The organism is Brachybacterium sp. EE-P12 (assembly GCF_003711805.1).
Taxonomy (GTDB): Bacteria; Actinomycetota; Actinomycetes; order Actinomycetales; family Dermabacteraceae; genus Brachybacterium.
Genome location: NZ_QXCP01000009.1, coordinates 23,080 through 49,395, shown reverse-complemented (window position 1 = coordinate 49,395; position 26,316 = coordinate 23,080). Strand labels below are relative to the sequence as shown.

The window sequence follows — 26,316 nt, the reverse complement described above, 5'->3', positions numbered from 1 at the left end:
TGGGTGCTGGGTGCTGGGTGCTGGGTGCTGGGTGCTGCGGGGCGCGGGCGCGGGTGCGGGGCGCGGGCTGCGTGCTGCGGGCTGCCGCACCGCGGCGGCGCCGTCAGCCGCGGGCGGCGCGGACGGGACGGGCCTCGGAGGGCTCGCTCTGCTGCCAGGTGCGGTCGTAGGCGGTGACCGCGTAGCAGCCGCTCCCGTCGGCCCCCTCGTGCACGAGCTCCCCGGCGGCGCGCTCGGCCCGCACCACCGCGACCAGGTTCCGCCCGTCGGCGAGCTCGGCCTCGCCGACCTCGGCGGTGGGCAGGTGCCACAGCGCGAGGGTCGTCGCGCCGGGAGCGCGCCAGCGCACCTGCACGCCCTCCTCGACCGCGCGCGCCGAGATCACCGTCGGACGCTCGGGCGCCTCGCCGGGGACGGAGTCGAGCGCGGGCACCAGGGCCGGGCGGCCGTAGTGGCGGGAGACGAGGTCGTCGACCGAGCCTGTGGAATCGTCGCGCAGGCTCTTCGCGCTGAAGAACACGTTCCCGCCCACCTCCGGCAGGGAGCGGGTGAGATCGAGATGGTCGCCGAGCTCGGTCACCGCCTCGAAGGTGCCGTCGATCGCCTTGTAGGCGGCCTCGCCGATGAACAGACCGACCCCGGAGCCCTCGACCGTGTCGCTCCACCAGTGCACGAGGGTCTCGTAGTCGGCGGCCGGGTGCCCGAACTCCCAGTAGATCTGGGGGTTGATGTAGTCGACCCAGCCCTCGCGCACCCAGCGCCGTGAGTCCGCGCAGATGATCTCGTAGGACTCAGAGCCGGAGGTGTCCGAGCCCGCCGGATCGCTGCTCGCGTTGCGCCAGATCCCGAAGGGGCTGATCCCGAAGCGCACCCAGGGCTTCTCCTCCCGGATCCGCTCGTGCATCTCGCGCACCAGTGCGTCGATGTTCCCGCGCCGCCAGTCCTGGATCGGGGTGCTGCCGTCGGAGTGGGCGGCGTAGGTCTCCTGGTCCGGGTAGTCCTCGCCCTCGACCACGTAGGGGTAGAAGTAGTCGTCGAAGTGCACCCCGTCCACGTCGTAGCGCGTGACGGCGTCCATCATCGCGTCCTGCACGAAGGCCCGCACCTCGGGCAGGCCCGGGTCGTAGTAGAGCTTCCCGCCGTAGGGCCACACCCACTGCGGGTGCTGCCGTGCCGGATGGTCCTCGACCAGATCCGGCTCCTCCGACATCGCCACACGGTAGGGATTGAACCAGGCGTGGTACTCCAGACCCCGGGCATGGGCCTGTTCGATCTGGAAGGCGAGCGGGTCGTAGCCGGGGTCCTGCCCCTGCGTGCCGGTGAGATACATCGACCACGGCTCGAGGCGGGAGGGCCAGAATGCGTCGGCGGTGGGCCGCACCTGGGCGATCACCGCGTTCAGCCCCAGCTCCTCGGCGAGGTCGAGCCAGGCCAGGTACTCCGCCCGCTGCTCCTCGACGTCGAGGCCGGGGGCGGAGGGCCAGTCGATGTTCTCCACGGAGGAGAGCCACATGGCCCGGAACTCCCGGGACGGCGGCGCGGGTTCCTCCTGGGCGTCCGCAGCCGCGTGCGCGGCGGGGCCGGCCAGTGCGGAGCCGCCGACGAGGGCGGGGCCTCCGGCCAGCGCGGCGACAACGGCGGTCGAGCCGACGGCCGCGGAGCCGGACAGGCGCAGGAAGGAACGACGATCGACGGGATGCACAGCGCTGAGCTCCTCGGTCGGGATCAGAGGGCCCACCGTCGCACAGCCGACGGAGACGGGCAAGCATGCCGCGCACGGAGGCGGGCGGAGCCGTCAGGAACCATCCGGAGGGAACCATCCGGAGTCGGCCGGAGCCGTCCGTGTCAGATTCTGAACCACTTCCGGCGTCGAAGTGGTTCAGAATCCAGCATGATCGCGGGTGATGATCGCAGGTGCAGGCGCAGGCGCAGGCGCAGGCGCAGGCGCAGGGGCAGGGGCAGGGGCAGGTGCGGGTGCAGGCGCAGGCGCAGGGGCGGGTGCGGGTGCAGGTGCGTTCATCGGGGCGCCGGTGGCTCCGCCGCGCCGCCCGTCGCACCGCCGTGAGCGTCCAGTCCGTGCACCGCTCCCTCCCCGTGATGCCCGAAGGGCAGGAAGTGCACGATCACCGCGACGACCGCGCCGACGACCAGGCCGAGCACGAAGGAGGAGAAGGTGTTGACGAGCCAGGCGAGCACCGCCCCGACACCGGCCGCGCCCGCGACGACCCCCTCGAGATGGTGCACGAGGCCGTAGGGCTGGGCGAGGCCGAGCTCGTGCGTGCCGACCAGCAGGATGTGGCCGCCCACCCACAGCATCGCGACCATGCCCACGTAGCTGATCACGTCCATGACGCGCGGCATCGCGCCGACCAAGCCCCGCCCGAAGCGCTTCTTCCCCTCGGAGGCCTCCTCGTCCGAGGCCATCGCCAGGCCGATGTCGTCCATCTTCACCAGCAGGCCGACGGCGCCGTAGACCAGCGCGGTGATGCCGATCGCGATCACGACGAGCACCGCGGCGCGCATCCACAGGTCGTCGGTGTCCACCGCGTTCATCGAGATCACCATGATCTCGGCGGAGAGGATCAGATCGGTGCGCACCGCGCCGGAGACGACCTTGTCCTCCGCCCCGGCGCCCTTGCTGCTCGCGGGGGCCGCCTTGGGCTTCCCCCGCACGAGCTCCCAGATCTTCTCCGCCCCCTCGAAGCTGAGGTAGAGCCCGCCGAGCATCAGGATCGGCGTGAGCAGCCAGGGGGCGAACACGCTCAGCAGCAGCAGGAGGGGCAGGATGAAGATCAGCTTGTTGCGCAGGGAGCCCTTCGTGATCCGCCAGATGATCGGCAGCTCCCGGTTCGGCGTGATCCCCTGGACGTACTGCGGCGTCACGGCGGCATCGTCGATCACGACGCCCAGCGCCTTCGAGCCGGCCTTGGCGGAGGCGGCGGCGACGTCGTCGGCGCCGGCGGCCGCGAGGCGCGCGAGCGCGGCGATGTCGTCGAGCAGTGCGGCGAGTCCACCGGCCATGAGGGTCCCTTCCACAGTTGTGCGTCGCGTGCGCGACCGGGCAAGGATAACGGCGCGCAGCGCTCCCGCCCTGCGCAGCGCTGCCGCCCTGTGCAGCGCTGCCGCCCCGCGCAGCGCTCCCGCCCTGCGCAGCGCTGCCGCCCTGTGCAGCGCTGCCGCCCCGCGCAGCGCTGCTGCCCTGCGCTCCCGCCCTGCACGGCGTCCCGGCAGTCCCCTCGCGGCGAACACCCCGCCCTGCCCCTCGACGTGATGTCGGGTCGGTGACAGGGTGGGGGCATGGATATCGCACTCATCGGAGGACATGGCAAGGTCGCGCTGCTCGCGGCCCCGCTGCTGGTGGAGGCCGGACACACCGTGCACTCGGTGATCCGCAACCCCGAGCACGTCGACGAGGTCGAGGCGACCGGCGCGAACGCCGTGCTGGCGGACGTCGAAACGCTCGATGCGGGCGGCTGGGACGAGCTGCTGCGCGGGAGGGACGCCGTGGTGTGGTCCGCGGGCGCCGGCGGCGGCAACCCCGAGCGCACCCGCGCGGTCGATCTCGACGCGGCGGTCGCCTCGATGGACGCGGCCGAGCGGGTCGGCGCGCGCCGCTACGTGATGGTCAGCTACTTCGGCGCCTCGCTCGAGCACGGCGTGCCCGAGGGCAACCCCTTCCACGCCTATGCGGAGGCGAAGGCCCGGGCCGACGAGCACCTGCGCGGCACCGGTCTGGACTGGACGATCCTCGGCCCCTCGGGCCTCACGCTCGAGGAGCCGACCGGCCGGATCGACACCGCTGCGGCCGAGAGCGGCACGGTCTCGCGCGGCAACGTCGCACGGGCGATCGTCGCGGCGCTCGCCGAGCCCGGCTCCGTCGGGACGTTCGTGACCTTCAACGACGGCGAGCAGGAGATCGGCGAGGCCTTCGCCGCGCTCTCTTGAGCCCCGGCCCCGCAAGCCGGTTCAGCCGCTGATCCGGAACTCCCTCGCGCCGCGCGGCGCCTCGCGGCGCACGTCGATCCCGTCGACGCGGGCGCCGGGCGGGCCCTGACGGAGGTGGTCGAGCATCGCCTCGACCACCTCCGGGCTGCCCTCGACGTCCGCCTCCACCGTGCCATCCCACAGGTTGCGCACGGTCCCCGCCGCGCCGAGCCGCTCCGCCTCCCGGGCGGCGTCCATCCGGAAGCCGACTCCCTGGACGCTTCCGTGCACGCGCACGATCCGACGGATCCGCTCCGCGCCGTCGACGCCTGCGTCGGCGCCGTGATCCCGGTCCTGCTCAGGCTCGCTCATCGCTCCTGCCTCCTGCTCTCCTCGCCTCGCTCGTGCGCCGTCTCCGTCCCGCGGCCGGGCCCGGCAGCCCCGGGCTCATCGAACCGCTCGGCGGGCTGTCGGGCGCTGACCGAGGCCCCGGACCCCGAGCGACCCTGCACCTGAGCCCGCCCCGACCCGCCAGGCAGCCCCGACCCGCGGGCCGAGGCGCCGCGGACCGGGGCGGGCGGGGTCACTCGTTGTCGCCGCCGGTGTCCTCCATCGCGTTCGCGACCGCGTCGCCGCCGTCGCTCCACTGCCAGGAGACGATCTCCGGGGCGTCCTCGCCGTGCTCGTAGGCGTGGGCACGGGCCCGGATCCTCGTGTCCACCATCCGCTGGCGCAGGGTCGCGCAGCGCACCGCGAGCCCCTCGACGTGGTCGATCACGTCCATCACCAGGTGGTAGCGGTCCGTGTCGTTGCGCATCAGCATGTCGAAGGGCGTGGTGGTGGTGCCCTCCTCCTTGTAGCCGCGCACGTGGATGCGCGAGTGCCGGTCGTGGCGGTAGGCGAGACGGTGGATCAGCCACGGGTAGCCGTGATACGCGAACACCACCGGGATGTCCTCGCCGAAGTACCCGTCGAAGTCCCGCTCCGAGAGCCCGTGCGGATGCTCGGTGTCGTCCTGCAGGCGCATCAGGTCCACCACGTTCACCACGCGCACCCGCAGGCCCGGCACCTCCTCGCGGAGGATCTTCGCCGCTGCGAGCACCTCGATGGTGGGGATGTCGCCCGCGCAGGCGAGGACCACGTCGGGCTCCTCGCCCGGCTGCTCGGTCCCGGCCCAGTCCCAGACCCCCAGGCCCCGCGTGCAGTGCACGATCGCCTCGTCCATCGACAGCCAGTTCGGGTTCGGCTGCTTCCCGGCCACGACCACGTTGACGTACTGCTTCGAGCGCAGGCAGTGGTCGTAGGTGGACAGCAGGGTGTTCGCGTCCGGCGGGAGGTAGACCCGCACGATCTCGGCCTTCTTGTTGACCATGTGGTCGATGAAGCCCGGGTCCTGGTGGCTGAAGCCGTTGTGGTCCTGCCGCCACACGTGAGAGCTGAGCAGGTAGTTCAGCGAGGCGATCGGCCTGCGCCACTCGATCTCGTTCGTGACCTTCAGCCACTTCGCGTGCTGGTTGACCATCGAGTCGACGATGTGGATGAACGCCTCGTAGGAGGAGAACAGGCCGTGCCGGCCGGTGAGCAGGTAGCCCTCGAGCCAGCCCTGGCACTGGTGCTCGGAGAGCATCTCCATCACACGGCCCGCCCGGGCCAGGTGCTCGGTGCGGTCGTGGTCCTCGAGCTCGGCGTTCCACTGCTTGTCGGTGACCTCGTAGACGGCCTGGAGACGATTCGAGGCGGTCTCGTCGGGCCCGAAGATCCGGAACGTCTCGGGATTGTCCCGCACCACGTCCCGCAGCCAGGTGCCCAGCACACGCGTGGACTCGGACACGGACCCGCCGGGGGTGGGGACCTCCACGGCGTAATCGCGGAAGTCGGGCAGGCGCAGGGGCTTCAGCACCGAGCCGCCGTTGGTGGAGGGGTTGGCCGACATCCGCTGCTCGCCGCGCGGGGCGATCTCCGCGACCTCCCGGACGAGCCGTCCGTCCTCGTCGAACAGCTCCTCGGGCCGGTAGGAGCGCAGCCATGCGTCGAGGTCGGCGAGGTGCTGGTCGGTGTCGCGGGCGCTCGCGAGCGGCACCTGGTGCGAGCGCCAGGAACCCTCGGTGCGCTGCCCGTCGATCTCCTTCGGACCGGTCCAGCCCTTCGGGGTGCGCAGCACGATCATCGGCCAGGCGGGCCGCTCGGTCTCCCGGCCGGCCGCGGCGTCCTCGGCGGCCTGCGCCTTGATCTCGGCGATGCGGTCCAGCGCCGTATCGAGCACCTCCGCGAAGCGGCGGTGGATCTCCAGCGGGTCCTCGTCGTCGAAGCCGCCGGTGAACAGCAGCGGCTCGTGCCCGTAGCCGCGCATCAGCGCCTCGAGCTCGTCGTCGCCGATGCGGGCCAGCACCGTGGGGTTCGCGATCTTGTACCCGTTCAGGTGCAGGATCGGGAGCACCACGCCGTCCTGCTGGGGGTTGACGAACTTGTTGGAGTGCCAGGAGGTCGCCAGCGGTCCGGTCTCCGCCTCGCCGTCGCCCACCACGGTGAACGCGATCTGCTCGGGGCTGTCGAACATCGCGCCGTAGGCGTGGGAGAGCGCGTAGCCGAGCTCGCCGCCCTCGTGGATCGAGCCGGGGGTCTCCGGGGCGACGTGGGAGGGGATCCCGCCGGGGAAGGAGAACTGGGTGAACAGCCGCTTCATCCCGGCCTCGTCCTCGCTGACCGCGGGATACACCTCGGAATAGGTGCCCTCGAGATAGGTCGCGGCGACCAGCCCCGGCCCGCCATGGCCCGGACCGGTGATGAACATGGCGTCCAGCCCGCGCTGGGCGATCGCCCGGTTCGCATGGGCGTACAGGAAGGTCAGCCCGGGGGTGGTGCCCCAGTGGCCGAGCAGGCGGGGCTTGACGTGCTCCCGCTGCAGGGGCTTGCGCAGCAGCGGGTTGTCCATGAGGTAGATCTGGCCGACGGAGAGGTAGTTCGCGGCGCGCCACCAGGCGTGGAGCCGCACGAGGTCGGTGTCGGTCGGGGCGGAGGCGGGTGCGCTGGGCCACGCGGGAACGGGAGACATGGTGCCTTCCTTGTCGAGCCGATGGGATCGTGCCGGTCGTGTCGGATGTGCCGGTCGCGCCGGTGCTGCGCTGACAGGACCACCGTAGGTCGCAAGGGCAGGTCCGGGAAGGGACCACCGGGCCAGGCCCCCGGAGCGGCAGCTGATACCCGAGCGCTCCGAGCGGTGGCGGGGGAGCCGTCGATGAGGGCTCGATGAGCGGCCGATGAGAAGACGCTCAGGAACCGTCGGCGCCCCGGATCGTCGGCCTAGCCTGGGGGCACACGCAGACCGACGGCCCCCGCCGTCGGCAGATCCCAGGAAGGCCGATCCCATGACCATCACCCGCACCCGCACCCGCAGCACCGTTCGTGCCTTCGCCCTCGGAGCCCTCGTGGCGGGCCTCGCCGCCGGCTGCGGCTCCGACAACGGCAGCGAGGAGGCGCCCGCCGTCGAGGGACCCGGCACCTCCGAGCAGGGGAGCGACGGCGCCGCCTCCGACGACGGCGGAGCGGCGTCCGACGACGGCGGCGCGGCCTCCGACGGCGCGGCCTCCGACGACGCAGCCTCCGACGACGGGGCGGACGGTGCCGCGGCGAGCGACGAGGGAGGGAAGACGCCCGCCGCCGGCGGCGAGGCCCTGCCCGAGGACGCCGACCTCGCGACCGAGCAGCTGCCGATCACCGCCGAGAAGGCGATCGAGATCGGCCTCGACGCCGTCGGCGGGGGCGAGCTCGTCCAGATCGAGATCGACCACGACGACGTCGCCTGGGAGTGGGAGCTCGAGCTCGTCCAGGACGGTCGCCAGCACGAGCTCGACATCGACGCGACCAGCGGCGAGGTCACCGAGCACGAGCAGGACGACGACGAGGACCGGGACCCGGTCGTGGACGTCACCTCCCCGATGACCTACGACGAGGCGATCGAGATCGCGCTCGGGGTGGAGCCGGGCCGGGTCTCGGGCTGGGACCTCGACTCCGACGACGGCCGCATCCTGTACACGATCGACATCGACCGCAGCGGCGGCGACGACGTCGAGGTCGAGGTGGACGTCGAGACCGGGCAGACCCGCGTCGACGACTGAGCCCGAGCGCGCGCCGGTGAGTGTCGGATTCTCAGCCGCTCCCGCGTGCCGAACGGCTGAGAATCCGACACTCGCCGGGCCGGGGCGAGCAGGGCCGTGGCGGGCTGGGGCGAGCAGGGCCGTGGCGGGCCGGGGCGAGCAGGGCCGTGGCGGGCCGGGCCGCCCGTTACCCTCCTGCCCATGGCTACAGCGAAGAAGGCCTCGACGCGCACCCCGGCGACCGCGAGGAGCTCCGGGCCGCGGACGCCCCGCGGGATCCTGATCCCGCAGGACTGGACGGGCGACGTGCGGGATCTCGATCCGCGCGCCACCCCCGGCTTCTCCGGGAAGAAGGCCCAGGGCAAGGAGTTCCTGCTCGCCCGCGACGCGGAGCTCGACGAGCTCCAGGAGCGGCTCTACGCCGCCCACCACGGCAACGGCGACGGCCGCTCCGTGCTGCTGATCGTGCAGGGGATGGACACCTCCGGCAAGGGCGGGATCATGCGCCACGTGGTGGGCAGCGTGGATCCCCAGGGCGTGCAGATCACAGCCTTCAAGGCCCCGACGGCGGAGGAGGAGAAGCATGACTTCCTGTGGCGGATCCGTCCCCACGCCCCCGCCCCGGGGATGATCGGGGTGTTCGACCGCTCCCAGTACGAGGACGTGCTCATCCATCGCGTCCACGGCTGGGCCGACGCGAAGGAGATCCGCTCGCGGTACACGGCGATCAACGCCTTCGAGCGGGAGCTCGCCGCGGCCGGCACCACGATCGTGAAGGTCATGCTCCACATCTCCCACGAGGAGCAGGGCTCCCGGCTGATGGAGCGGCTCGAGCGCCCGGACAAGCACTGGAAGTTCAGCCCCCGCGACGTCGACGAGCGCGAGCACTGGGACGACTACATGGAGGCGTACACCCGGGCGCTGCGCGCCACCTCCACCGTCGGCGCGCCGTGGCACGTGATCCCCGCCGACCGCAAGTGGTATGCGCGGATCGCCGTGCAGCAGCTGCTCATCGATGCGCTCAGCGACATCGACCCCAGGTGGCCGGCAGCGGACTTCGACGTCCTCGCGGAGATCGCGCGCCTGCGGGAGACCATGGGCTGAACTGTGACGGACCGATCGCGGCCACGCGGGACCTCCCCGTCGGCCCCGCCGCGCGGGCCGGCCCATGCCGGTGACCTCGGCTTGTGTCCTCGCGCTCGCGGGCCGATGATGGGGCCATGGCTTCCATCACCTTCAAGAACGATCCCGTCACCACCGTCGGCGAGCTGCCCGCGAAGGGCTCGACCCTCCCGGCCTTCGAGCTCGTGGGCCAGGACCTCGGCGCCGTCGCGAGCGCCGACCTCGCCGGCAAGCGTGTGGTGCTGAACATCTTCCCGTCGCTGGACACCGGCACCTGCGCGATGAGCGTGCGGAAGTTCAACGAGGTCGCGGCCGGCCTCGACAACACCGTGGTCGTCTGCGTCTCGAAGGACCTCCCCTTCGCGCAGGCCCGCTTCTGCGGCGCCGAGGGCATCGAGAACGTCGTCACCGGCTCCGCCTTCCGCTCCTCCTTCGGAGAGGACTTCGGCGTGACCATGGCCGACGGCCCGCTCGCGGGTCTGCTCTCCCGTGCGGTGATCGTCGCCGACGCCGAGGGCACGGTCCTGTACACCGAGCAGGTCGGCGAGGTCTCCGAGGAGCCCGACTACGACGCCGCCCGGGCCGCTCTCGCCTGAGCCTGCCCGCACCCTTCGAGGACCCGGTCCGCGCCGCCACGGCGCGTGCCGGGTCCTTGCACGTCCGAGACGTCGTGCGGTCATCGACGGCGCAGGTGAGGCAGGTCACGAGGCGGGACCTTGGTCTGCGGAGGGTCCGGAGGGGCGCTCCTAGCGTGGCGGGGCCGGCCCTCGCCGAACCGCGGGCCGGGCCCCATCCGCGTCCAGGAAGGACCACCCATGTCCGTCGCGCTCTCCGCCGTCCGCACCCCGCAGCTCGATGTCGAGGAGCGGCTCGCCCCCGATCTCGAACAGATCGTGCGTGACACCCTCCCGCTGGTGGGAGCCCGTATCGACGAGATCGCCCCGTGCTTCTACCGGCGCATGTTCACCGCGCGCCCCGAGCTGCTGCGGAACACCTTCAACCGGGGCAACCAGGCCCAGGGCGCCCAGCAGAAGGCGCTCGCCGCGTCCGTGGCGACCTACGCGACGCTGCTGGTGGACCCGGATGCCCCGAGCCCGCGCGAGCTGCTCTCCCGCATCGGCCACAAGCACGTCTCCCTCGGCATCACCGAGGACCAGTACGACATCGTCCACGAGCACCTGATGGCCGCGATCGTCGAGGTGCTCGGCGAGGACGTCGTCACGGCCGAGATCGCCGCCGCCTGGGACGCCGTCTACTGGCACATGGCCCGCACCCTGATCTCCTTCGAGAAGGATCTCTACGCCGACGCGGGCGTGACCGAGGGAGACGTCTTCCGCGAAGCCGTCGTGGTGCGCCGCACCGAGGAGAGCTCGAGGGTGGTCAGCTTCGAGCTCGCCGCCGGGGAGGGCGAGGAGCCGCTGCGCGACTTCGTGCCCGGCCAGTACGTCTCCGTCGGCGTCGTCCTGCCCGACGGGGCGCGCCAGCTGCGTCAGTACTCGCTCTCGGACGCTCCGGGGGAGGGGCGCTGGCGGATCAGCGTGGCCCGGGAGGACGGCATCGACGGCGCGCCCCAGGGCGAGGTCTCGAACCATCTCCACGCACACCTGCGCGAGGGCGACCACCTGCAGGTGACCCTCCCGGCCGGTGACCTCGCCCTGGACACCGGATCCACCGCGCCGGTGGTGCTGGTCTCCGCGGGCATCGGCGTGACCCCGATGCTGGGGATGCTGCGGCACATCGCGGCCGCCCAGCCCGAGCGCGAGGTGGTCGTGCTGCACGCCGACGGCCATGCCGACGACGCCGCGCTGGTGCCCGAGCTGCTGGAGACCGTCGCGTCCCTGCCCGAGCACGGCGGCGCCCGCGCCCACCTGTGGTTCTCCCGCTCCCTCGCTGCGGACCCGCTGGCCGGGCGCACGGACCCGCGACTGGCCGTCCGTGAAGGACGCATGCTGATCTCCGCCGAGCACCTGCCGCCGGCCGCCGAGATCTACCTCTGCGGATCCAGCGCCTTCCTGCAGGGCGCCCAGGAGCAGCTGCTGGCCGCCGGGGCCGACGAGGAGCGGATGCACGTGGAGCTCTTCGCTCCGAACGACTGGCTGCTGCCGACGGCCTGAGCGGCCCGCGCGGACGTCCCGCCGCCTGATCCGGCCAGGGACTAGGGTCGTCGCTCGTGGAACCCCTCTCCCTGCTCCTCCTGCTCGTCATGGGCGTCGTCGCCGGAGCCATCAACGCGGCGGTCGGCTCAGGATCCCTGCTGACCCTGCCGGTGCTGATGGCGGTCGGCCTCCCGCCGGGCGTCGCCGTGCGCACCAACACCGTGGGCATGTTCTTCTCGACCGTCGGCTCGGTGCTCGGCTACCGCCGCGAGATCGACGCGGAGCGCCCCCAGCTCCCGCCGCTCGTGCTCGTCTCCACGCTCGGCGCGACCGCCGGGGCACTTCTGCTGCTGGCCTCGCCGGCCTCGACGCTCGACGTGGTGGTGCCCGTGCTGATCGTGGTGGCGCTGGCCCTGGTCGTCTTCCAGAAGCCGCTCACCGCGGCGCTGCACTCCTCCTCGCGGAAGCGGGCGGACCGGCGCGAGGCAGCGGCGCGGGAGCAGGCGGCGCGCGGCGACGCGGGCGCGGCCTCGAGCGTCCCCACGGCGAGCGCGACCTCGGCGGGCTCGGGGGAGCGCAGCCCCCTGCGCTCGCCGGCGCTGCTCGGGTCCCTCGGGGCCGCGAGCGTCTACGGCGGCTACTTCACCGCCGCGCAGGGGGTGCTGTACCTGGGGATCCTGGGCGTGTTCACGGGCCGGTCGATGGGCTCGGTCAACGCCGTGAAGAACCTGATGAGCCTGTGCGTGAACCTCGCCGCGGCGCTGATCTACGTCATCGCGTTCTTCGCCCTCGGCACCCAGATCGTGTGGCTGGCGAGCCTCGCGATCGCCGTCGGCTCGCTGCTCGGCGGATTCTTCGGCGCGCACCTGGCCAAGCGACTGCCCGAGTGGGCGTTGCGCGGCGTGATCGTCGTGGTGGCGCTCAGCGCGCTGCTGCGCGAGGTGCTCTGAGGGCCGACGACGCCCGCGCGTGACTCGGCGACGGCACCGCGGAGCCCGGCGCCGTCGCCGTGGTCAGCGCAGGAACGGAAGGACGTGCTCGAGCACCGGGCCCGACGGGGAGAGCGTGCCGCCGTGGTCCCGGCCCGGCAGGGACACGAACTCCCCCTCGGGCATCAGCGACGCCGCGCGGCGCGACTCCTCGTGCCGCGGATGGTCCTCGCTCCCTGCCATCCACAGGGCAGGCACCGGGCACGCGGCGAGAGCCTCGTCGGGCACGCCGGGCGTGGCGTCGGTCGCGGCCAGCAGCGCGGAGACCGCTCGGTGATCGGCGGCGAGGAAGGCGGTGCGGGTGGCGCGCGCCCGGCGTGAGGTGACCTCGGGGCCCAGACCCTGCGCGGCGCAGAACGCCTCCATCCCCTCCTCGCGCACGGCGTCGATCACGCCGGGGAAGAACACCGTGTCCACCGCGCCCCGCTGCGCTGCGGCGGAGCCGCCGAGGCTCACCACTCGGGTGATCCGGCCCGGGTGGGCGAGGGTCGTGCTCAGCGCGATCCGTGCCCCGAGCGAGTACCCGAGCAGGGCCGTGCGCCCGATCCCTTCCGCGTCGAGCACCGCGAGCAGGTCGCGGACGAGGACGTCCTGCGTGTACGCGGCCTGCTCGTGCGGCGCGCCGGACATGCCGTGGCCGCGCAGGTCCACCCGCACCACCGTGTGATCCTGCGCGAGCGGCGCGAGATAGCCCAGCCCCCGCCAGATCGCGCGGGAGAGCACCGAGCCGTGCAGCAGCACCAGCGCCGGCCCGTCGCCGGAGATGTCGTAGCGCAGGTCGATGCCGTCGACGGGGGAGGGGATGACGGGCATCGGGGATCCTTCAGCGGGCGAGGTGACAGGGACGGGAGGGACGGAGGGGCCGGACCGATCGGGACGGGGCGGGCCACGACGCCTCGGGGCAGGCCACCACACGGTGGCCTGCCCCGAGGCGTCTCAGCGCGACGGCGCGGTCACAGCGCCGCGGAGATCTCCTCGAGGATCCGGTTGAAGGTCGCCGACGGGCGCATCACCGCGGCGGCCTTCTCCGGGTCGGGGCGGTAGTAGCCGCCGATGTCCGCCGGCTTGCCCTGCACGGCGAGCAGCTCGGCGGCGATGGTCTCCTCGCTCTCGGTGAGCTCCTTCGCGATGGGCCCGAAGGCGGTGGCCAGCTCCGCGTCCTCGCTCTGCTGCGCGAGCTCCTGCGCCCAGTAGAGGGCGAGGTAGAAGTGGCTGCCGCGGTTGTCGATCGAGCCGAGCCTGCGCTGCGGGGACCTGCCCTCGTTCAGCAGGGTCTCGGTGGCTCGGTCCAGTGCGTCGGCCAGCACGGCGGCGCGGGCGTTGTCCGCGGTGCGCGCGAGGTGGCGCAGCGACTCGGCCAGCGCCAGGAACTCGCCGAGGGAGTCCCAGCGCAGGTAGTCCTCCTCGATCAGCTGCTGGACGTGCTTGGGGGCGGAGCCGCCGGCCCCGGTCTCGAAGAGGCCGCCGCCGTTCATCAGCGGGACCACGGAGAGCATCTTGGCGCTCGTGCCGAGCTCCATGATCGGGAACAGGTCGGTGAGGTAGTCGCGCAGCACGTTGCCGGTCACGGAGATCGTGTCCTCGCCGGCGCGGACGCGGGCCAGGGTGTGCTTCGTCGCCTCGATCGGGGAGAGGATCCGGATGTCGAGGCCCTCGGTGTCCTCGTCGGCCAGGTACTTCTCGACCTTGGCGATGAGGTTTCGGTCGTGGGCGCGGGTCTCGTCCAGCCAGAACACGGCCGGCATCCCGGAGGTGCGCGAGCGGCGCACCGCGAGCTGCACCCAGTCGCGGATCGGGGCGTCCTTGGCCTGGCAGGCGCGGAAGATGTCCCCGGCGGCGACCTCGTGGCTCATCAGCGCCGCGCCGGAGGCGTCGCGCACCTCGACCCGCCCGTCGGCGGCGATCTCGAAGGTCTTGTCGTGGGAGCCGTACTCCTCGGCCTTCTGCGCCATGAGGCCCACGTTCGGGACGGTGCCCATGGTGGTGGGGTCGAAGGCGCCGTTCTCCTGGCAGTCCTCGATCGTCGCGGCGTAGACGCCGGCGTAGGAGGAGTCGGGGATGACGGCGAGGGTGTCCTGCTCGGCGTCGTCCTTGTTCCACATGTGGCCCGAGGTGCGGATCATCGCCGGCATGGAGGCGTCGATGATCACGTCGGAGGGGACGTGGAGGTTGGTGATGCCCTTGTGGGAGTTGACCATCGCGAGGTCCGGGCCGTCGGCCAGGTCCTGCTCGATCGCGGCCTTGATGCCCTCCTGCACGGTCTCCTCGAGCGCGTCGACACCGGCGAGGATTCCGCCAAGCCCGTTGTTCGGGGACAGGCCCGCCTCGGCGAGCACGTCGCCGTACTGCGTGAACAGGGTGGGGAGGAAGGCACGCACCGCGTGGCCGAACAGGATCGGGTCGGAGACCTTCATCATCGTGGCCTTCAGGTGCAGGGAGAACAGCACGCCCTGCTCCTTCGCGGCCGCGATCTGCGCGCGCAGGAACTCCTCCAGCGCGGCCACGCGCATCACGGTCGAGTCCACGACCTCGCCGGCGAGCACCGGGATCGAGGACTTCAGCACCGTCTCGGTGCCGTCGGCGGCGACGTGCACGATCGAGAGCGCGTCCTCGGCCTCCAGCACGACGGACTGCTCGTTGGCGCGGAAGTCGTCGGCGCCCATGGTCGCGACGGAGGTCTTGGAGTCCTTGCTCCACTCGCCCATGCGGTGGGGGTGCTTCTTGGCGAAGTTCTTCACCGCGGCGGGAGCGCGGCGGTCGGAGTTGCCCTCGCGCAGCACGGGGTTGACGGCCGAGCCCTTGACCGAGTCGTAGCGGGCGCGGATGTCCTTCTCCTCGTCGGTCTCGGGGGACTCGGGGTAGTCCGGCAGCTCGATGCCCTGACCCTGCAGCTCGGCGATCGCGGCCTTCAGCTGCGGCACGGAGGCGGAGATGTTCGGCAGTTTGATGATGTTCGCCTCGGGCGTCTTCGCGAGCTCGCCCAGCTCGGCGAGCGCGTCCGCCTCCCGCTGCTCCTCGGGCAGCAGGTCCGAGAAGGCGGCGACGATGCGGCCGGCCAGGGAGATGTCACGGGTGGAGACGTCGATCCCGGCGGTGTCGGAGAAGGCGTCGAGGATCGGCAGGAACGAGGCGGTGGCCAGCATCGGCGCCTCGTCGGTGTGGGTGTAGATGATGCGCGCCATGTGTCGCGATGCTCCCTCGGGTCGGTGCGGCATGGGTCCTGGGACCAAGACTATCTTGACGTCAAGAATGATTCGACGGGGGCGGGTCCGCCCGGTCGATCCGGACGTCCCCACGGTACGTGAGGGCGGCCCGTCCGGCAGCGGGCCCTCAGAGCACCAGCAGCGTCACGGCCATCACGGCCATGCCCGCGATGAGCGAGTAGATCACCGTGTGGTGCTCCCCGGTCTCCTCGGCGGCCGGCAGCAGCTCGTCGAGGGAGACGAACACCATCACCCCGGCCACGCCCGCGAGGATCGCGCCCATCGCCTCGCCCGTCAGCACCGGGGCGAGCAGGAGATAGCCGATCACGGCACCGACGGGCTCGGCCAGGCCCGTCATCGTCGAGAGCCAGAACGCCTTCGCCCGCGATCCGGTGGCGCGCCGCACCGGCACCGCCACGGCGAGGCCCTCGGGGATGTTGTGCAGCGCGATCGCGGCGACCACGGGGATCGCGATCTCGGGGGCCTGCAGCGCGGCGACGAAGGTCGCGAACCCCTCGGGCACGTTGTGCAGGGCCAGCGCGATCGCCGTGACCGCGCCGGTGCGCAGCAGCCGCGCCCGCAGCGCCCGGTCCTCGCGCAGCTCGGCCGGACCGCGCACCTCGGCGTGGCCGTGGCTGCCCGCCATGCGGCCGGAGAACTCGTGCGGGCTGACCGACTCGGGCACGAGCCGGTCCAGCACCGCGATCAGCGCGATACCGAGGAAGAACGACAGGGTCGCCAGCGCCGTCCCCCTCACGTCAGGGCCCGTGCCGCCCGAGAGCACGATCGCGCCCTGGGGCAGCAGCTCGACGAAGGAGACGTAGAGCATCACCCCGGCGGAGAGCCCGAGCCCGCCGGCGAGGAACTTCGGCCCCGTGCCGCGGCCGAGCACGCCGAGGGCGGCACCGATGGACGTGGCACCGCCGGCGAGGAGGGTGAGGAGGAACGCGACGAGCACCCGTGCACCTTACCCACGGGTCGCCACCGGGCCGCGGACCCTCGTCCCGTGCCGCCGTGGGCACCCCGGGCCGCTCCGGTCTGGCGCTCCTAGACTGGCCCCATGCCCGACACCGACGCCTTCCTGACCGTCACCGATCTGCGCTCCCGCCGCCTCGGTGCCGCCGAGCTCGCCGCCGCCCTGCCCCGGGCGGAGCTGGACGTCGCCGCGGCCGCCGAGGCCGTGCGCCCCGTGGTCGAGGACGTCGCCGCCCGCGGCGCGGACGCCGTGCTCGAGGCCTCCGAGCGTTTCGACGGGATCCGCCCCGCGCACCTGCGGGTGCCGGCCGAGGCGCTCGAGCGGGCGCTCGAGGAGCTGGACCCGGCGATCCGTGCCGCGCTCGAGGAGTCGATCGCCCGTGTGCGGGCCGTCGACGGCGCCCAGGTCCGCCCCGCCGAGCGCGTCGAGGTCGTGCCCGGCGGTACCGTCACCCAGCGCTGGGTCCCGGTGCGCAGGGTGGGGCTGTACGTGCCGGGTGGCCGTGCCGTGCTGCCCAGCTCCGTCGTGATGAACGTGGTGCCCGCCCAGGTCGCCGGGGTCGAGCAGATCGTGCTGGCCTCTCCGCCGCAGAAGGAGTTCGGCGGCCTCCCGCACCCCACCATCCTCGCCGCCTGCGCGCTGCTCGGCGTCACCGAGGTGCTCGCCGCGGGCGGCGCCCAGGCGATCGCCCTGCTCGCCCACGGCGCGAGCGACCTCGGCGACGGGACCGGGCTCGAGGGCGTGGACCTCATCACCGGCCCCGGCAACGTCTACGTCGCCGCCGCCAAGCGCCTGGTCCGCGGCCGGGTCGGCATCGACGCGGAGGCCGGCCCGACCGAGATCGCGATCCTCGCCGACGACACCGCCGACCCGGCCTACGTCGCCGCGGACCTCATCTCGCAGGCCGAGCACGACCCGTTGGCCGCGAGCGTGCTGGTCACCCCCTCCGCCGCGCTCGTGGAGGAGGTCGAGGCCGAGCTCGCGACGCAGGTCCCCCGCACCCTCCACCACGAGCGGATCGGCCAGGCGCTGCGCGGCGCGCAGAGCGGCGCCGTGCTCGTGGACGACCTCGAGCAGGGCCTGGCGACCGTCGACGCCTACGGCGCCGAGCACCTCGAGGTCCAGACCGCCTCCGCCGAGGAGCTCGCCGCGCGCGTGACGAACGCCGGTGCCGTCTTCGTGGGCCCGCACAGCCCCGTGAGCCTCGGCGACTACGCCGCCGGCTCCAACCACGTCCTGCCCACCGGCGGGACCTCCCGCTTCACCGGAGGACTCGGCGTGCAGACCTTCCTGCGCGGCATCCACGTCGTCCACTACGACCGCGACGCGCTCGCCGGGGCGCGCGAGGCCGCGACCACCCTCGCCCGCGCCGAGGGCCTGCCCGCCCACGGCACGGCGATCGACGTGCGCTTCGAGGGCTGAGCCGCCGGGGAGCGGCTGAGGACCGACCGGCTCCGCAGCCCCAGCCGGGCCGGTCCTGCTGGTGGGAGCGGATGTGGTCGGGGCCTCGGGCGGGTTCGGGGCCGTGCGGACGCGCCCGGGCCCCTGAGCGGCTCACGCCCCGGCGGGAGCTCTCCGACGCTCGGCGCGGGTGAGCCACAGCGCCACGGCGCGCCAGCCCAGCATCCCCAGCGCGGTCACGATCGCGGTGACGACCACGAAGGAGACCTCGGTGCCCGCCCCGAACAGGGTGCGCACGGCCATCCCGGTGGCCAGCGTGATCGCCCACACGAAGATCCCATGGGGCCAGATCCGGAAGGGGGCGCGCCAGGCGCGGATCGCGAGATGCCCCAGCAGGGTGCCGACGGCGAAGGGCCAGCCGACGAGGAAAATGTTCTCGGTGGTCAGAGCTGTGCCGTGCTGCACGAAGCCGATCGCGACGAAGAGGATGACGACCAGCAGGTCGCCGACGAGGGCACCCAGGGAGCGGAACATCCCGCCAGCGTACTGGCGCGAGGCCGGGAGGCACCTGCGCCGCGGGGGAGGAACCCGTCACCCGGTGCCGTGCCGTACGGCGGACCGGGAGCGCCGCCCGCGGTGCCGCCAACTACCATGAGCGGCATGTCCCCCTCGTCCGCCCCGACGCGTGAGCCCTCGGTCCTGCCCGCTCCCCGTGACGGCATCGCCGGCGCCGCCCCCTACGGCGCGCCGCAGCTGCCCGTCGCCCATGCGCTGAACGTCAACGAGAACCCCTACGGGCCCTCCGCCGAGCTCGCCGCCGCGATCGGCGCCGCCGCCGCGGAGGCGGCCGTCGGCCTGAACCGCTATCCGGACCGGGAAGCGCTGGACCTGCGTCGCGAGCTGGGGGAGTATCTCGCCGCGGAGTCGGGCGTGCCCGCCCCGCCGGCCGAGGCGGTCTGGGCCGCGAACGGCTCGAACGAGGTCATGCACCAGCTGCTGCTCGCCTACGGCGGGCCGGGCCGCACGGCGCTGGGCTTCACCCCGCACTACTCGATGTACCCCGAGTACGCGCGCGACACCTACACCGGCTGGGTCACCGCCGAGCGCGGCCCGGCCCCCGACTTCGCGCTCACCGCTCAGACCGTCACCGCCGCGATCTCCGAGCACCGCCCGAGCATCGTGATCCTCACCTCCCCGAACAACCCCACCGGCACCGCGCTCGACCTCGAGGTCGCCCGTGCCGCGGCCCGTGCGCTCGAGCCCGTGCGCGGGCTGCTCGTGATCGACGAGGCCTACGGCGAGTTCCGCCGCGACGGGGTGCCCAGCGCCCTGACGCTCCTGCCCGAGCATTCGAACCTCGTCGTCGCCCGCACCATGTCCAAGGCCTTCGCGCTCGCCGGCGCCCGCCTCGGCTATCTCGTCGCCGATCCGGCGATCGTCGACACCGTGCGCGTGGTGCGCCTGCCCTACCACCTCTCGGCCGTGACCCAGGCGGTGGCCCGCACCGCCCTGGCCCACCGCGACGAGCTGCTGGGCAAGGTCGAGCTGCTGCGCGCCGAGCGGGACGCGCTCGCCGCCCATCTCGCCGGGCGCGGCCACGAGGTCGCCCCGTCCGACGCCAACTTCGTCCTCTTCCGCACCTTCAGAGGCCGCGACGACGTGTTCCGGGCCCTCCTGGATCGTGACGTGCTGATCCGTGCGGTGGGCCCGGCCGGCTGGCTCCGTGTCAGCGTGGGCACCCCCGAGGACAACTCCGCATTCCGCACCGCCCTCGAGGAGGCCGACCCCCGATGACCGAGACCGCCCGCCCGTCACGCACCGCGACCCTCTCCCGCACCACCCGCGAGTCCTCCGTCGAGGTCAGCCTCGACATCGACGGCACCGGCCAGGTGGACGTCTCCACCACGGTGCCCTTCTACGACCACATGCTCACGGCGCTGGGCACCCACGCCCGCTTCGACCTGAAGGTGTCGGCGACAGGCGATACTCATATCGACGCGCACCACACCGTCGAGGACACCGCGATCGTGCTCGGCCAGGCGCTGCGCGAGGCGCTCGGCGACAAGCACGGCATCACCCGCTTCGGCGATGCGCTCGTGCCGCTGGACGAGGCGCTCGCCCAGGCCGTCGTGGACCTCTCCGGCCGCCCCTACTGCGTCCACTCCGGCGAGAGCGAGGCTCAGGCCCTGCACCTCATCGGCGGGCACTTCACGGGGTCCCTCACCCGCCACGTCTTCGAGTCCCTCGCCCACCACGCCGCGATCTGCCTGCACATCCGCGTGATCGAGGGGCGCGACCCCCACCACATCGTCGAGGCCCAGTTCAAGGCCCTCGCCCGGGCGCTGCGCGTGGCCTGCGCCCCGGACGAGCGGGTCATCGGCGTCCCGTCCACCAAGGGAGCACTGTGAGCACCGAGGACAGCACCGGCCCCGGACCCGAGCCCGAGGACATCGACGCCGAGTTCGCCCGTCTCACCGAGGGACTCTCCCTCGACGACGAGCCGCTGACCGTCGAGGACGTCCTGTCCGACGCCTCCGCCGCGCCGGAGGAGGACGACGTCCCCACCATCGCCGTGGTCGCCACCTCGGTCGCGACCGCGAAGGCGCTCGCCGGCGTGATCCGGCTGGGCCGCGAGGCCCGCACCGACGGGATCGACATCCCCGCCGGCACCGCCGCCTTCGACACCGGCACCGGCGCCGTCGCCGTCGGCGCCCTGACCGAGACCGCCGCGCACGACCTCGCCGCGATCACCTCCACCGCCCTGCAGCGCAACGGGATCGTGCTCTTCTGGCGCCGCGGGGACCGCATGACCGCGACGCGCTACAAGAACGGCGAGCGCGGCGAGGACATCTCGCCCGCGATCGTGCTCGGCGCGGTCGACGACCTCGTCGAGGAGCTGCTGCTCGGCGCGACCTCGATCGAGGAGCTGGGCGAGGGGCTGGACCCCGCCGCGCTCACCCGCGCCGAGGCCCTCGAATGGATCGCCTCCGGCGGGAAGAAGCGGCCGTGAGCGAGGTCCGCCCCGATCCCTCCGCCGCGACCGCGCAGGACGCCGACGCCCCGGTGCGCCCCGCGCCCCGGGTGGTCGTCCTCGACCACGGCTCCGGCAACGTCCGCTCCGTGGTGCGCGCGCTCGAGGCCGCGGGCGCCGAGGTCGAGCTCACCGCGGACCGAGAGCGCGCCCTCGCCGCCGACGGGCTCGTCGTCCCCGGCGTCGGCGCGTACTCCGCGACCATCGCGCAGATCCTCGCCGTCGGCGGGGACCGCATCATCGAGCGCCGCCTCGCCGGCGGTCTGCCCGTCCTCGGGATCTGCGTGGGCCTGCAGGCCATGTTCGAGGCCGGCACCGAGCACGGCGAGCGCACCCGCGGTCTCGGCCAGTGGCCCGGCGAGGTCACCCGCCTGCAGGCCGAGGTCGTCCCCCACATGGGCTGGAACACGGTCGAGGCCGCACCGGACAGCACGCTCTTCGCCGGCATCGGCGACGAGCGCTTCTACTTCGTCCACTCCTATGCCGCGCGCAGCTGGGAGCTGGAGGACACCGGTCCGCTCAAGGCGCCGCAGGTGACCTGGGCCGTGCACGGGCAGGACCGCTTCGTCGCCGCCGTCGAGAACGGGGCGCTGAGCGCCACCCAGTTCCATCCCGAGAAGTCCGGTGCGGCCGGCGCCCGCCTGCTGGCGAACTGGCTGGGCGGCCTGCCCCGCCGCGGTGCGGGGGCCCCCGCATGATCCTCGCCTTCGTGATGCTCTTCGCCGGGGGCATGATCCTCGGCGGGGCCTGGTCGTTCTACCGCTCGAAGAAGCCCTGGTGGGCGGTCCTCGGACTGCTCGTCCTCGGTCTGGTGTGCCTGGGCATCTCGTTCTGGCGCATCCGCACCGGCTGATCCCCGGCCCGCCGTCCCCGTCCCACCGCGTGCCCGACCGGGCATCGCCCCCCCACCGTCCCAGGAGACCCCACCCATGACCGCTCCCGTGCTCGAGCTGCTGCCCGCCGTCGACGTGCAGTCCGGCCAGGCCGTCCGACTCGTCCAGGGCGAGGCCGGCACCGAGACCGGCTACGGCGCCCCGCTGGACGCCGCGCTGACCTTCCAGGAGGGCGGCGCGAGCTGGCTGCACCTGGTCGACCTCGACGCCGCCTTCGGCCGCGGCTCCAATGCCTCGCTCCTCGCCGAGGTCGTCGCCGCCGTGGACATGAACGTCGAGCTCTCCGGCGGGATCCGCGACGACGAGTCGCTCACCGCGGCGCTGGCCACCGGCTGCCGCCGCGTGAACCTCGGCACCGCCGCGCTCGAGCACCCCGAGTGGACGGCCGATGTCATCGCCGAGCACGGCGACCGCATCGCCGTCGGCCTCGACGTGCGCGGAACCACCCTCGCCGCCCGCGGCTGGACCCGCGAGGGCGGGGACCTGTGGGAGACCCTCGAGCGGCTCGACGCGGCAGGCTGCCAGCGCTACGTCGTCACCGACGTGACCAAGGACGGAACCCTGCGCGGGCCGAACGTCGACCTGCTCGCGCAGGTGTGCGAGCGCACCGACGCGAAGGTCGTCGCCTCCGGCGGCATCTCCTCCCTCGACGACCTCCGCGCGCTGCGCGAGCTCGTCCCCGCCGGGGTCGAGGGCGCGATCGTCGGCAAGGCCCTGTACGCGCAGGCCTTCACGATGGGCGAGGCGCTCGACGTCGCGGGCCGCCCATGAGCTCCCGCCACGACGACGTCCCCGATGCACCTGACACGCCGCCGGGCGACGGCGGCGCACCGGGCCCGGCCGGGCCCGGTGCGCGCGCCGAGCAGGCGCGTCGGACGCTGCCTGCGCACTTCCGCGAGAAGTCGCCGCTGACCGACACGGCCGGGGTGTCCTGGGCGGGGCGGGACTACACCGTCAGCCCCTTCCCGGACGACGACGGCGGGACACCCGCCGCGCTGGCCGCGGCGCTGCGGGCGCACCGCGCGGGGGAGGATCCGCATCGGCGGGCGCTCGTCGCGGCGCTCGCGGACTCGCGGGTGCTCGTGCCGATCATGGCGGTCGCCACCGAGACGGGCACGACGGCGCACGGACTGACCGGCGACAACGGCGCCGACATGGCGATGGTCTCGATCACCGCGCCCGACGGGACGACCGTGCTGCCGCTGTTCAGCTCCGTCGCCCAGCTCGCAGCCTGGCGCAGCGACGCCCGCCCCGTGCCCGTCGTCGCCCCGCAGGCGGCGCAGGCCGCCGTGCAGGAGGGCTGCACGGCCCTGCTGCTGGACCCGGCGAACCCTGCCGAGGAGGGCGGGCCCGTGCTGCTGCCCCGCTCGGTGCTGTGGGCGCTGGGCCAGGGGCGGGAGTGGATCCCCCCGCATGAGGACCCGCAGCTCGCCGAGGAGCTCGAGCGCCTCGGCACCTCCGCCTCCGCGGAGGTGCTGGGGCTGAGCGCCCGCGCGGGCGAGAGCGCCGAGGTGGACCTCCACCTGCGACTGCGCCCCGGGCTGACCGCGGAGCAGGTCTCCGCGGTAGTCGGTCAGGTGACGCAGGCGCTCGGCAGCTCGCAGCTGGTCGCCGAGCGGATCAGCTCGATGCGGCTCGTGCTCGGCTCCTGAGCCCGCTCAGGAGACCCGGCCGGTGTACTTCTCGCCCGGGGCCTCGCCGGGCGCATCGGGGAACGGCAGCGCCTCGGCGAAGGCCAGCTGCAGCGAGCGCAGGCCGTCGCGCAGCGAGCGCGCGTGCTCGTTCCCGATCTCCGGCGCGGCGGCAGTGACCAGGCCGGCGAGGGCGTTGATGAGCTTCCGCGCCTCGGCGAGGTCCTGGTACTGACCGGTCTCCTCGTCCTCGGCCAGCCCCACCTTCACCGCCGCGGCGCTCATGAGGTGCACGCAGGCGGAGGTGATGATCTCGACCGCGGCGACATCGGCGATGTCGCGCAGCTCCTCCGCCCCGGTCGCGGCGTCGTGGGAATGGGGGGCGGTCTCGTGCGAGTGCTCGGTCACTGGTGGTCCTTCGTGGTCGTGCCGTGCCAGGGGCGGGCGCGGCGGGGCTGGTCGGTCGGGCAGGTGGCTCGGCGCGGTTCAGGTGCCGAGGGGGAGATCGCCCTCGCCGGCACCGGGCAGGTCGAACCGGAGCGATTCGACCTCGGTGCCGAGGGGGACGTCGTAGACGAGGTGCATGCGCTCGGTGGACTCTCCCGGGAGCAGGCCCGGGGGATCGGTCCGGGCGATGTGCGCCCGGCTCGCCGCGCGGTCGAGCTGATGGCTCTCGCCGTCGGCGGAGACCAGCGAGACCGTGTCCTCCGAGAGCCGCTCGGGGCGGGTCCCCTCGTTGGCGATCTCGACGGTGACGATCACGAACTCGCCCTCGGGCTCCTGAGGGTCGTTGCGGGGGCCGACGCTGCGCACGCCGAGCTCGGTGCTGCGTGCGGAGACCGTCAGCTCGCCGATCCGGACGGTGCCTCCGGCCGCGGGGTCCTGCGGCGTGTCGCTCGCCCCGGCCGGGGAGGCGTCCTCCGCGCCCCCGGTGCCGAGGGCGCGCACGGCGAGCACGCCGCCGACGATGACGGCGGCGAGCAGCGGCGCCGCGAGCACGAGGACCGCGGCCGCGAGCAGGCCGCGCCGCGGACGGGTGCCGCCCTCCGGGGCAGGACTCCTGGGCGGTCGACGGTTCGGGGCCTCGGGCTGCGGGGGAGGCGGAGGGAAGCCCTCGGGCACCGGGCGCAGCATCGCGCGGGGGGCGCGGACCCCCTGCACTCCGGTGACCGAGCGGGCCTCGGTCGCGGCGGGGTCCCCGGGCGTCGCCGCGTCGTGGTGCGGCGGGCCGCCGGCTGCGTCGACCGGCTCGGAGGCCGTGTACGGTCCGGCGAGGACGGCGTCGTCGTCGCCGTAGCCGTACTCATGAGCGGCGGCGGGCGCCTCGGGGGGCGGAGGTGGGCCGTCCCCGGCGGACGTCTCGCGGTCGCTGTGCACCTGAACTCCTCGCTGACGGCGGCCTGACGGCGCGACGCACATCACCTGGACGCACGTCCTTCTGCTGCTAGGATAGACGACTGGAACAGGTCGAAACCCTCGTCATACGTTCCTCAAGTGGAGTCCCTTCCCACCTCGTGGCACCCAGCCGCCAGGTCAGTATCGCAGTCGGGCGTCACCGTCCGACGGGCAGGCCGTCGCGCTCGCTCGTCGCCGCAGCGCACGCACCTTGGGGCCTCCGCATGACTGCGGGGGCCTTCGTCGTCTTCCGACTCGAAAACAAGGTGAGGAGCCAACATCAGCGAACAGCGCATCAACGGTCAGATCAGGGTCCCCAAGGTCCTCCTGGTCGGTCCCAACGGCGAGCAGGTCGGTGAGGTCCGTGTCGAGGACGCCCTGCGTCTCGCCCAGGAAGCAGACCTCGACCTGGTCGAGGTCGCACCGGGTGCGAACCCGCCGGTCGCGCGGCTCATGGATTACGGCAAGTACAAGTACGAAGCCAACCTGAAGGCCCGTGAGGCGCGGAAGAACCAGGCCAACACGGTCCAGAAGGAGATCCGGATGGGCCTGAAGATCGACACCCATGACTACGAGACCAAGCGTCGCAACGTCGAGAAGTTCCTCGACGGCGGCGACAAGGTCAAGGTCATCATCCGCTTCCGAGGCCGTGAGCAGTCCCGTCCCGAGCGGGGCGTGAAGCTCCTGCAGCGCATGGCGGAGGATGTCGCCGACTACGGCTTCGTCGAGTCCCACCCGCGGCAGGACGGCCGCAACATGGTGATGGTCTTCGGACCTCACAAGAAGAAGGCCCAGGCCATGGCCGAGGCCCGCAAGCGCAAGACCGACGCCGAGAAGGCAGCGGCCCGGGGCAAGGACGAGACGTCCGCGCCCGAGGCCGAGGCCGGCGCCGAGTCCTGAGAACGTCACAAGGAGAAACAGGCCAATGCCGAAGAACAAGACCCACTCGGGCACCAAGAAGCGCGTCCGCGTCACCGGCTCGGGCAAGCTCATGCGCGAGAAGGCGAACGCCCGCCACCTGCTGGAGCACAAGTCCTCCACCCGCAAGCGCCGTCTGGGCTCCGACACCGATGTGTCGAAGGCCGACGCCAAGCGCATGAAGAAGCTGCTGGGCCGCTGATCGCCCACGCGGGAGCACGCCTCCCGCGACCCTGAACTTACGATCGAAGGAGTATCACGTGGCACGCGTGAAGCGGGCGGTCAACGCCCAGAAGAAGCGTCGGGAGATCCTCGAGCAGGCCAGCGGCTACCGCGGCCAGCGCTCGCGCCTGTACCGCAAGGCGAAGGAGCAGGTGCTGCACTCGCAGACCTACAACTTCCGCGACCGCAAGAAGCGCAAGGGCGACTTCCGTCAGCTCTGGATCCAGCGCATCAACGCTGCCTCCCGCGCCAACGGCCTGACCTACAACCGCTTCATCCAGGGCCTCGGCCTCGCGGGTGTCGAGGTTGACCGTCGCATGCTCGCCGAGCTCGCCGTCAACGACGCGCCGGCTTTCGCCGCCCTGGTCGAGGTCGCCAAGAACGCCCTCCCCAAGGACGTCAACGCCCCCGCGGCCTGACA

The 26,316-nt window shown here is 73.0% G+C and carries 27 protein-coding genes; 17 read left to right on the top strand and 10 right to left on the bottom strand.

The window, feature by feature from the left end; translation table 11 throughout:
• Positions 1-103: 103 nt before the first annotated feature.
• Together D1648_RS12385 and D1648_RS12375 are read right to left on the bottom strand one after the other, a co-directional pair.
• Positions 104-1,702 (bottom strand): glycoside hydrolase family 10 protein, encoded by a 1,599-nt coding sequence (locus D1648_RS12385; protein WP_122942308.1) that lies wholly within the window; start codon positions 1,700-1,702, stop codon positions 104-106.
• A gap of 314 nt (positions 1,703-2,016) precedes the next feature.
• Positions 2,017-3,021, bottom strand: a complete 1,005-nt coding sequence (locus tag D1648_RS12375) for a DUF808 domain-containing protein (RefSeq protein WP_122942306.1) — start codon at positions 3,019-3,021, stop codon at positions 2,017-2,019.
• A 276-nt stretch (positions 3,022-3,297) separates the two neighbouring features.
• Between D1648_RS12375 and D1648_RS12370 the strand changes: the two genes are divergently transcribed.
• A complete protein-coding gene (locus D1648_RS12370) occupies positions 3,298-3,945 on the top strand; it encodes an SDR family oxidoreductase (protein ID WP_122942304.1) in 648 nt (215 codons plus the stop codon).
• 21 nt (positions 3,946-3,966) lie between these two features.
• Here D1648_RS12370 and D1648_RS12365 read toward each other — a convergent pair whose 3' ends face one another.
• Both D1648_RS12365 and D1648_RS12360 read right to left on the bottom strand, forming a co-directional pair.
• Positions 3,967-4,296 carry an acylphosphatase gene (locus D1648_RS12365; protein WP_122942302.1) on the bottom strand — a complete coding sequence of 110 codons (330 nt, stop codon included), beginning with the start codon at positions 4,294-4,296 and terminating at the stop codon, positions 3,967-3,969.
• Positions 4,297-4,507: 211 nt separating this feature from the next.
• A complete protein-coding gene (locus D1648_RS12360) occupies positions 4,508-6,976 on the bottom strand; it encodes a phosphoketolase (RefSeq protein ID WP_122942299.1) in 2,469 nt (822 codons plus the stop codon).
• 313 nt (positions 6,977-7,289) lie between these two features.
• Here D1648_RS12360 and D1648_RS12355 point away from each other — a divergent pair, with 313 nt between their 5' ends.
• The 5 genes from D1648_RS12355 (at position 7,290) to D1648_RS12335 (ending at position 12,186) form a co-directional block, all read left to right on the top strand.
• A complete protein-coding gene (locus D1648_RS12355; protein WP_122942297.1) occupies positions 7,290-8,039 on the top strand; it encodes a PepSY domain-containing protein in 750 nt (249 codons plus the stop codon).
• Positions 8,040-8,219: 180 nt separating this feature from the next.
• Positions 8,220-9,122: a PPK2 family polyphosphate kinase gene (locus tag D1648_RS12350; RefSeq protein ID WP_122942295.1), complete on the top strand. Its 903-nt coding sequence runs from the start codon at positions 8,220-8,222 to the stop codon at positions 9,120-9,122.
• A gap of 116 nt (positions 9,123-9,238) precedes the next feature.
• Complete coding sequence (tpx, locus tag D1648_RS12345) at positions 9,239-9,736, top strand: thiol peroxidase (protein ID WP_122942293.1); 498 nt, start codon at positions 9,239-9,241, stop codon at positions 9,734-9,736.
• Between the two features lie 219 nt (positions 9,737-9,955).
• Positions 9,956-11,254, top strand: coding sequence for a globin domain-containing protein (locus D1648_RS12340; protein ID WP_122942291.1), 1,299 nt, complete (start codon positions 9,956-9,958; stop codon positions 11,252-11,254).
• 56 nt (positions 11,255-11,310) lie between these two features.
• Positions 11,311-12,186, top strand: coding sequence for a sulfite exporter TauE/SafE family protein (locus D1648_RS12335; RefSeq protein WP_122942289.1), 876 nt, complete (start codon positions 11,311-11,313; stop codon positions 12,184-12,186).
• 63 nt (positions 12,187-12,249) lie between these two features.
• Here D1648_RS12335 and D1648_RS12330 read toward each other — a convergent pair whose 3' ends face one another.
• The 3 genes from D1648_RS12330 to zupT all read right to left on the bottom strand — a co-directional run bounded on the left by D1648_RS12330 (position 12,250) and on the right by zupT (position 16,386).
• Complete coding sequence (locus tag D1648_RS12330; protein ID WP_122942286.1) at positions 12,250-13,038, bottom strand: alpha/beta fold hydrolase; 789 nt, start codon at positions 13,036-13,038, stop codon at positions 12,250-12,252.
• A gap of 140 nt (positions 13,039-13,178) precedes the next feature.
• On the bottom strand, positions 13,179-15,407 hold the full coding sequence (locus tag D1648_RS12325) for an NADP-dependent isocitrate dehydrogenase (protein ID WP_122942284.1): 2,229 nt from the start codon (positions 15,405-15,407) through the stop codon (positions 13,179-13,181).
• Positions 15,408-15,555: 148 nt separating this feature from the next.
• A complete protein-coding gene (gene zupT / locus D1648_RS12320; RefSeq protein ID WP_122942282.1) occupies positions 15,556-16,386 on the bottom strand; it encodes a zinc transporter ZupT in 831 nt (276 codons plus the stop codon).
• 102 nt (positions 16,387-16,488) lie between these two features.
• Here zupT and hisD point away from each other — a divergent pair, with 102 nt between their 5' ends.
• Positions 16,489-17,826 (top strand): histidinol dehydrogenase, encoded by a 1,338-nt coding sequence (gene hisD, locus D1648_RS12315; protein ID WP_122942280.1) that lies wholly within the window; start codon positions 16,489-16,491, stop codon positions 17,824-17,826.
• 132 nt (positions 17,827-17,958) lie between these two features.
• Here hisD and D1648_RS12310 read toward each other — a convergent pair whose 3' ends face one another.
• Positions 17,959-18,339 carry a DUF3054 domain-containing protein gene (locus tag D1648_RS12310; RefSeq protein WP_122942277.1) on the bottom strand — a complete coding sequence of 127 codons (381 nt, stop codon included), beginning with the start codon at positions 18,337-18,339 and terminating at the stop codon, positions 17,959-17,961.
• Positions 18,340-18,465: 126 nt separating this feature from the next.
• Here D1648_RS12310 and D1648_RS12305 point away from each other — a divergent pair, with 126 nt between their 5' ends.
• From D1648_RS12305 to D1648_RS12275, 7 genes are all read left to right on the top strand, one after another.
• Complete coding sequence (locus D1648_RS12305; protein ID WP_164518712.1) at positions 18,466-19,599, top strand: histidinol-phosphate transaminase; 1,134 nt, start codon at positions 18,466-18,468, stop codon at positions 19,597-19,599.
• Positions 19,596-20,213, top strand: a complete 618-nt coding sequence (hisB, locus tag D1648_RS12300) for an imidazoleglycerol-phosphate dehydratase HisB (protein WP_122942273.1) — start codon at positions 19,596-19,598, stop codon at positions 20,211-20,213. The genes D1648_RS12305 and hisB overlap by 4 nt, the downstream gene beginning before the upstream one ends.
• Positions 20,210-20,815, top strand: a complete 606-nt coding sequence (locus D1648_RS12295) for a hypothetical protein (RefSeq protein WP_122942271.1) — start codon at positions 20,210-20,212, stop codon at positions 20,813-20,815. The genes hisB and D1648_RS12295 overlap by 4 nt, the downstream gene beginning before the upstream one ends.
• A gap of 53 nt (positions 20,816-20,868) precedes the next feature.
• The gene (hisH, locus tag D1648_RS12290; RefSeq protein WP_122943280.1) at positions 20,869-21,534 is read left to right on the top strand and encodes an imidazole glycerol phosphate synthase subunit HisH; all 666 of its coding nucleotides are present in this window, start codon (positions 20,869-20,871) and stop codon (positions 21,532-21,534) included.
• A complete protein-coding gene (locus tag D1648_RS12285; RefSeq protein ID WP_122942269.1) occupies positions 21,531-21,689 on the top strand; it encodes a hypothetical protein in 159 nt (52 codons plus the stop codon). Before hisH ends, D1648_RS12285 begins: the two co-directional genes overlap by 4 nt.
• Positions 21,690-21,765: 76 nt before the next feature.
• Positions 21,766-22,500 (top strand): bifunctional 1-(5-phosphoribosyl)-5-((5-phosphoribosylamino)methylideneamino)imidazole-4-carboxamide isomerase/phosphoribosylanthranilate isomerase PriA, encoded by a 735-nt coding sequence (gene priA, locus D1648_RS12280; RefSeq protein WP_122942267.1) that lies wholly within the window; start codon positions 21,766-21,768, stop codon positions 22,498-22,500.
• A complete protein-coding gene (locus D1648_RS12275; RefSeq protein ID WP_122942265.1) occupies positions 22,497-23,381 on the top strand; it encodes an SseB family protein in 885 nt (294 codons plus the stop codon). Before priA ends, D1648_RS12275 begins: the two co-directional genes overlap by 4 nt.
• A gap of 6 nt (positions 23,382-23,387) precedes the next feature.
• Here the strand turns inward: D1648_RS12275 and D1648_RS12270 are convergent, their stop codons facing one another.
• Positions 23,388-23,768, bottom strand: a complete 381-nt coding sequence (locus D1648_RS12270; RefSeq protein WP_122942263.1) for a DUF1844 domain-containing protein — start codon at positions 23,766-23,768, stop codon at positions 23,388-23,390.
• Positions 23,769-23,846: 78 nt separating this feature from the next.
• A complete protein-coding gene (locus D1648_RS12265) occupies positions 23,847-24,737 on the bottom strand; it encodes a DUF4352 domain-containing protein (RefSeq protein WP_164518711.1) in 891 nt (296 codons plus the stop codon).
• A 297-nt stretch (positions 24,738-25,034) separates the two neighbouring features.
• On the opposite strand from D1648_RS12265, the gene infC reads away from it, so the two are divergent.
• From infC to rplT, 3 genes are read left to right on the top strand one after another with little or no spacing between them, the layout of a single operon-like run.
• Positions 25,035-25,655, top strand: coding sequence for a translation initiation factor IF-3 (gene infC / locus D1648_RS12260; RefSeq protein WP_122942259.1), 621 nt, complete (start codon positions 25,035-25,037; stop codon positions 25,653-25,655).
• 25 nt (positions 25,656-25,680) lie between these two features.
• Positions 25,681-25,875: a 50S ribosomal protein L35 gene (gene rpmI / locus D1648_RS12255; RefSeq protein WP_010550143.1), complete on the top strand. Its 195-nt coding sequence runs from the start codon at positions 25,681-25,683 to the stop codon at positions 25,873-25,875.
• A gap of 58 nt (positions 25,876-25,933) precedes the next feature.
• Positions 25,934-26,314 (top strand): 50S ribosomal protein L20, encoded by a 381-nt coding sequence (rplT, locus tag D1648_RS12250; RefSeq protein WP_115413366.1) that lies wholly within the window; start codon positions 25,934-25,936, stop codon positions 26,312-26,314.
• Positions 26,315-26,316: the final 2 nt, after the last annotated feature.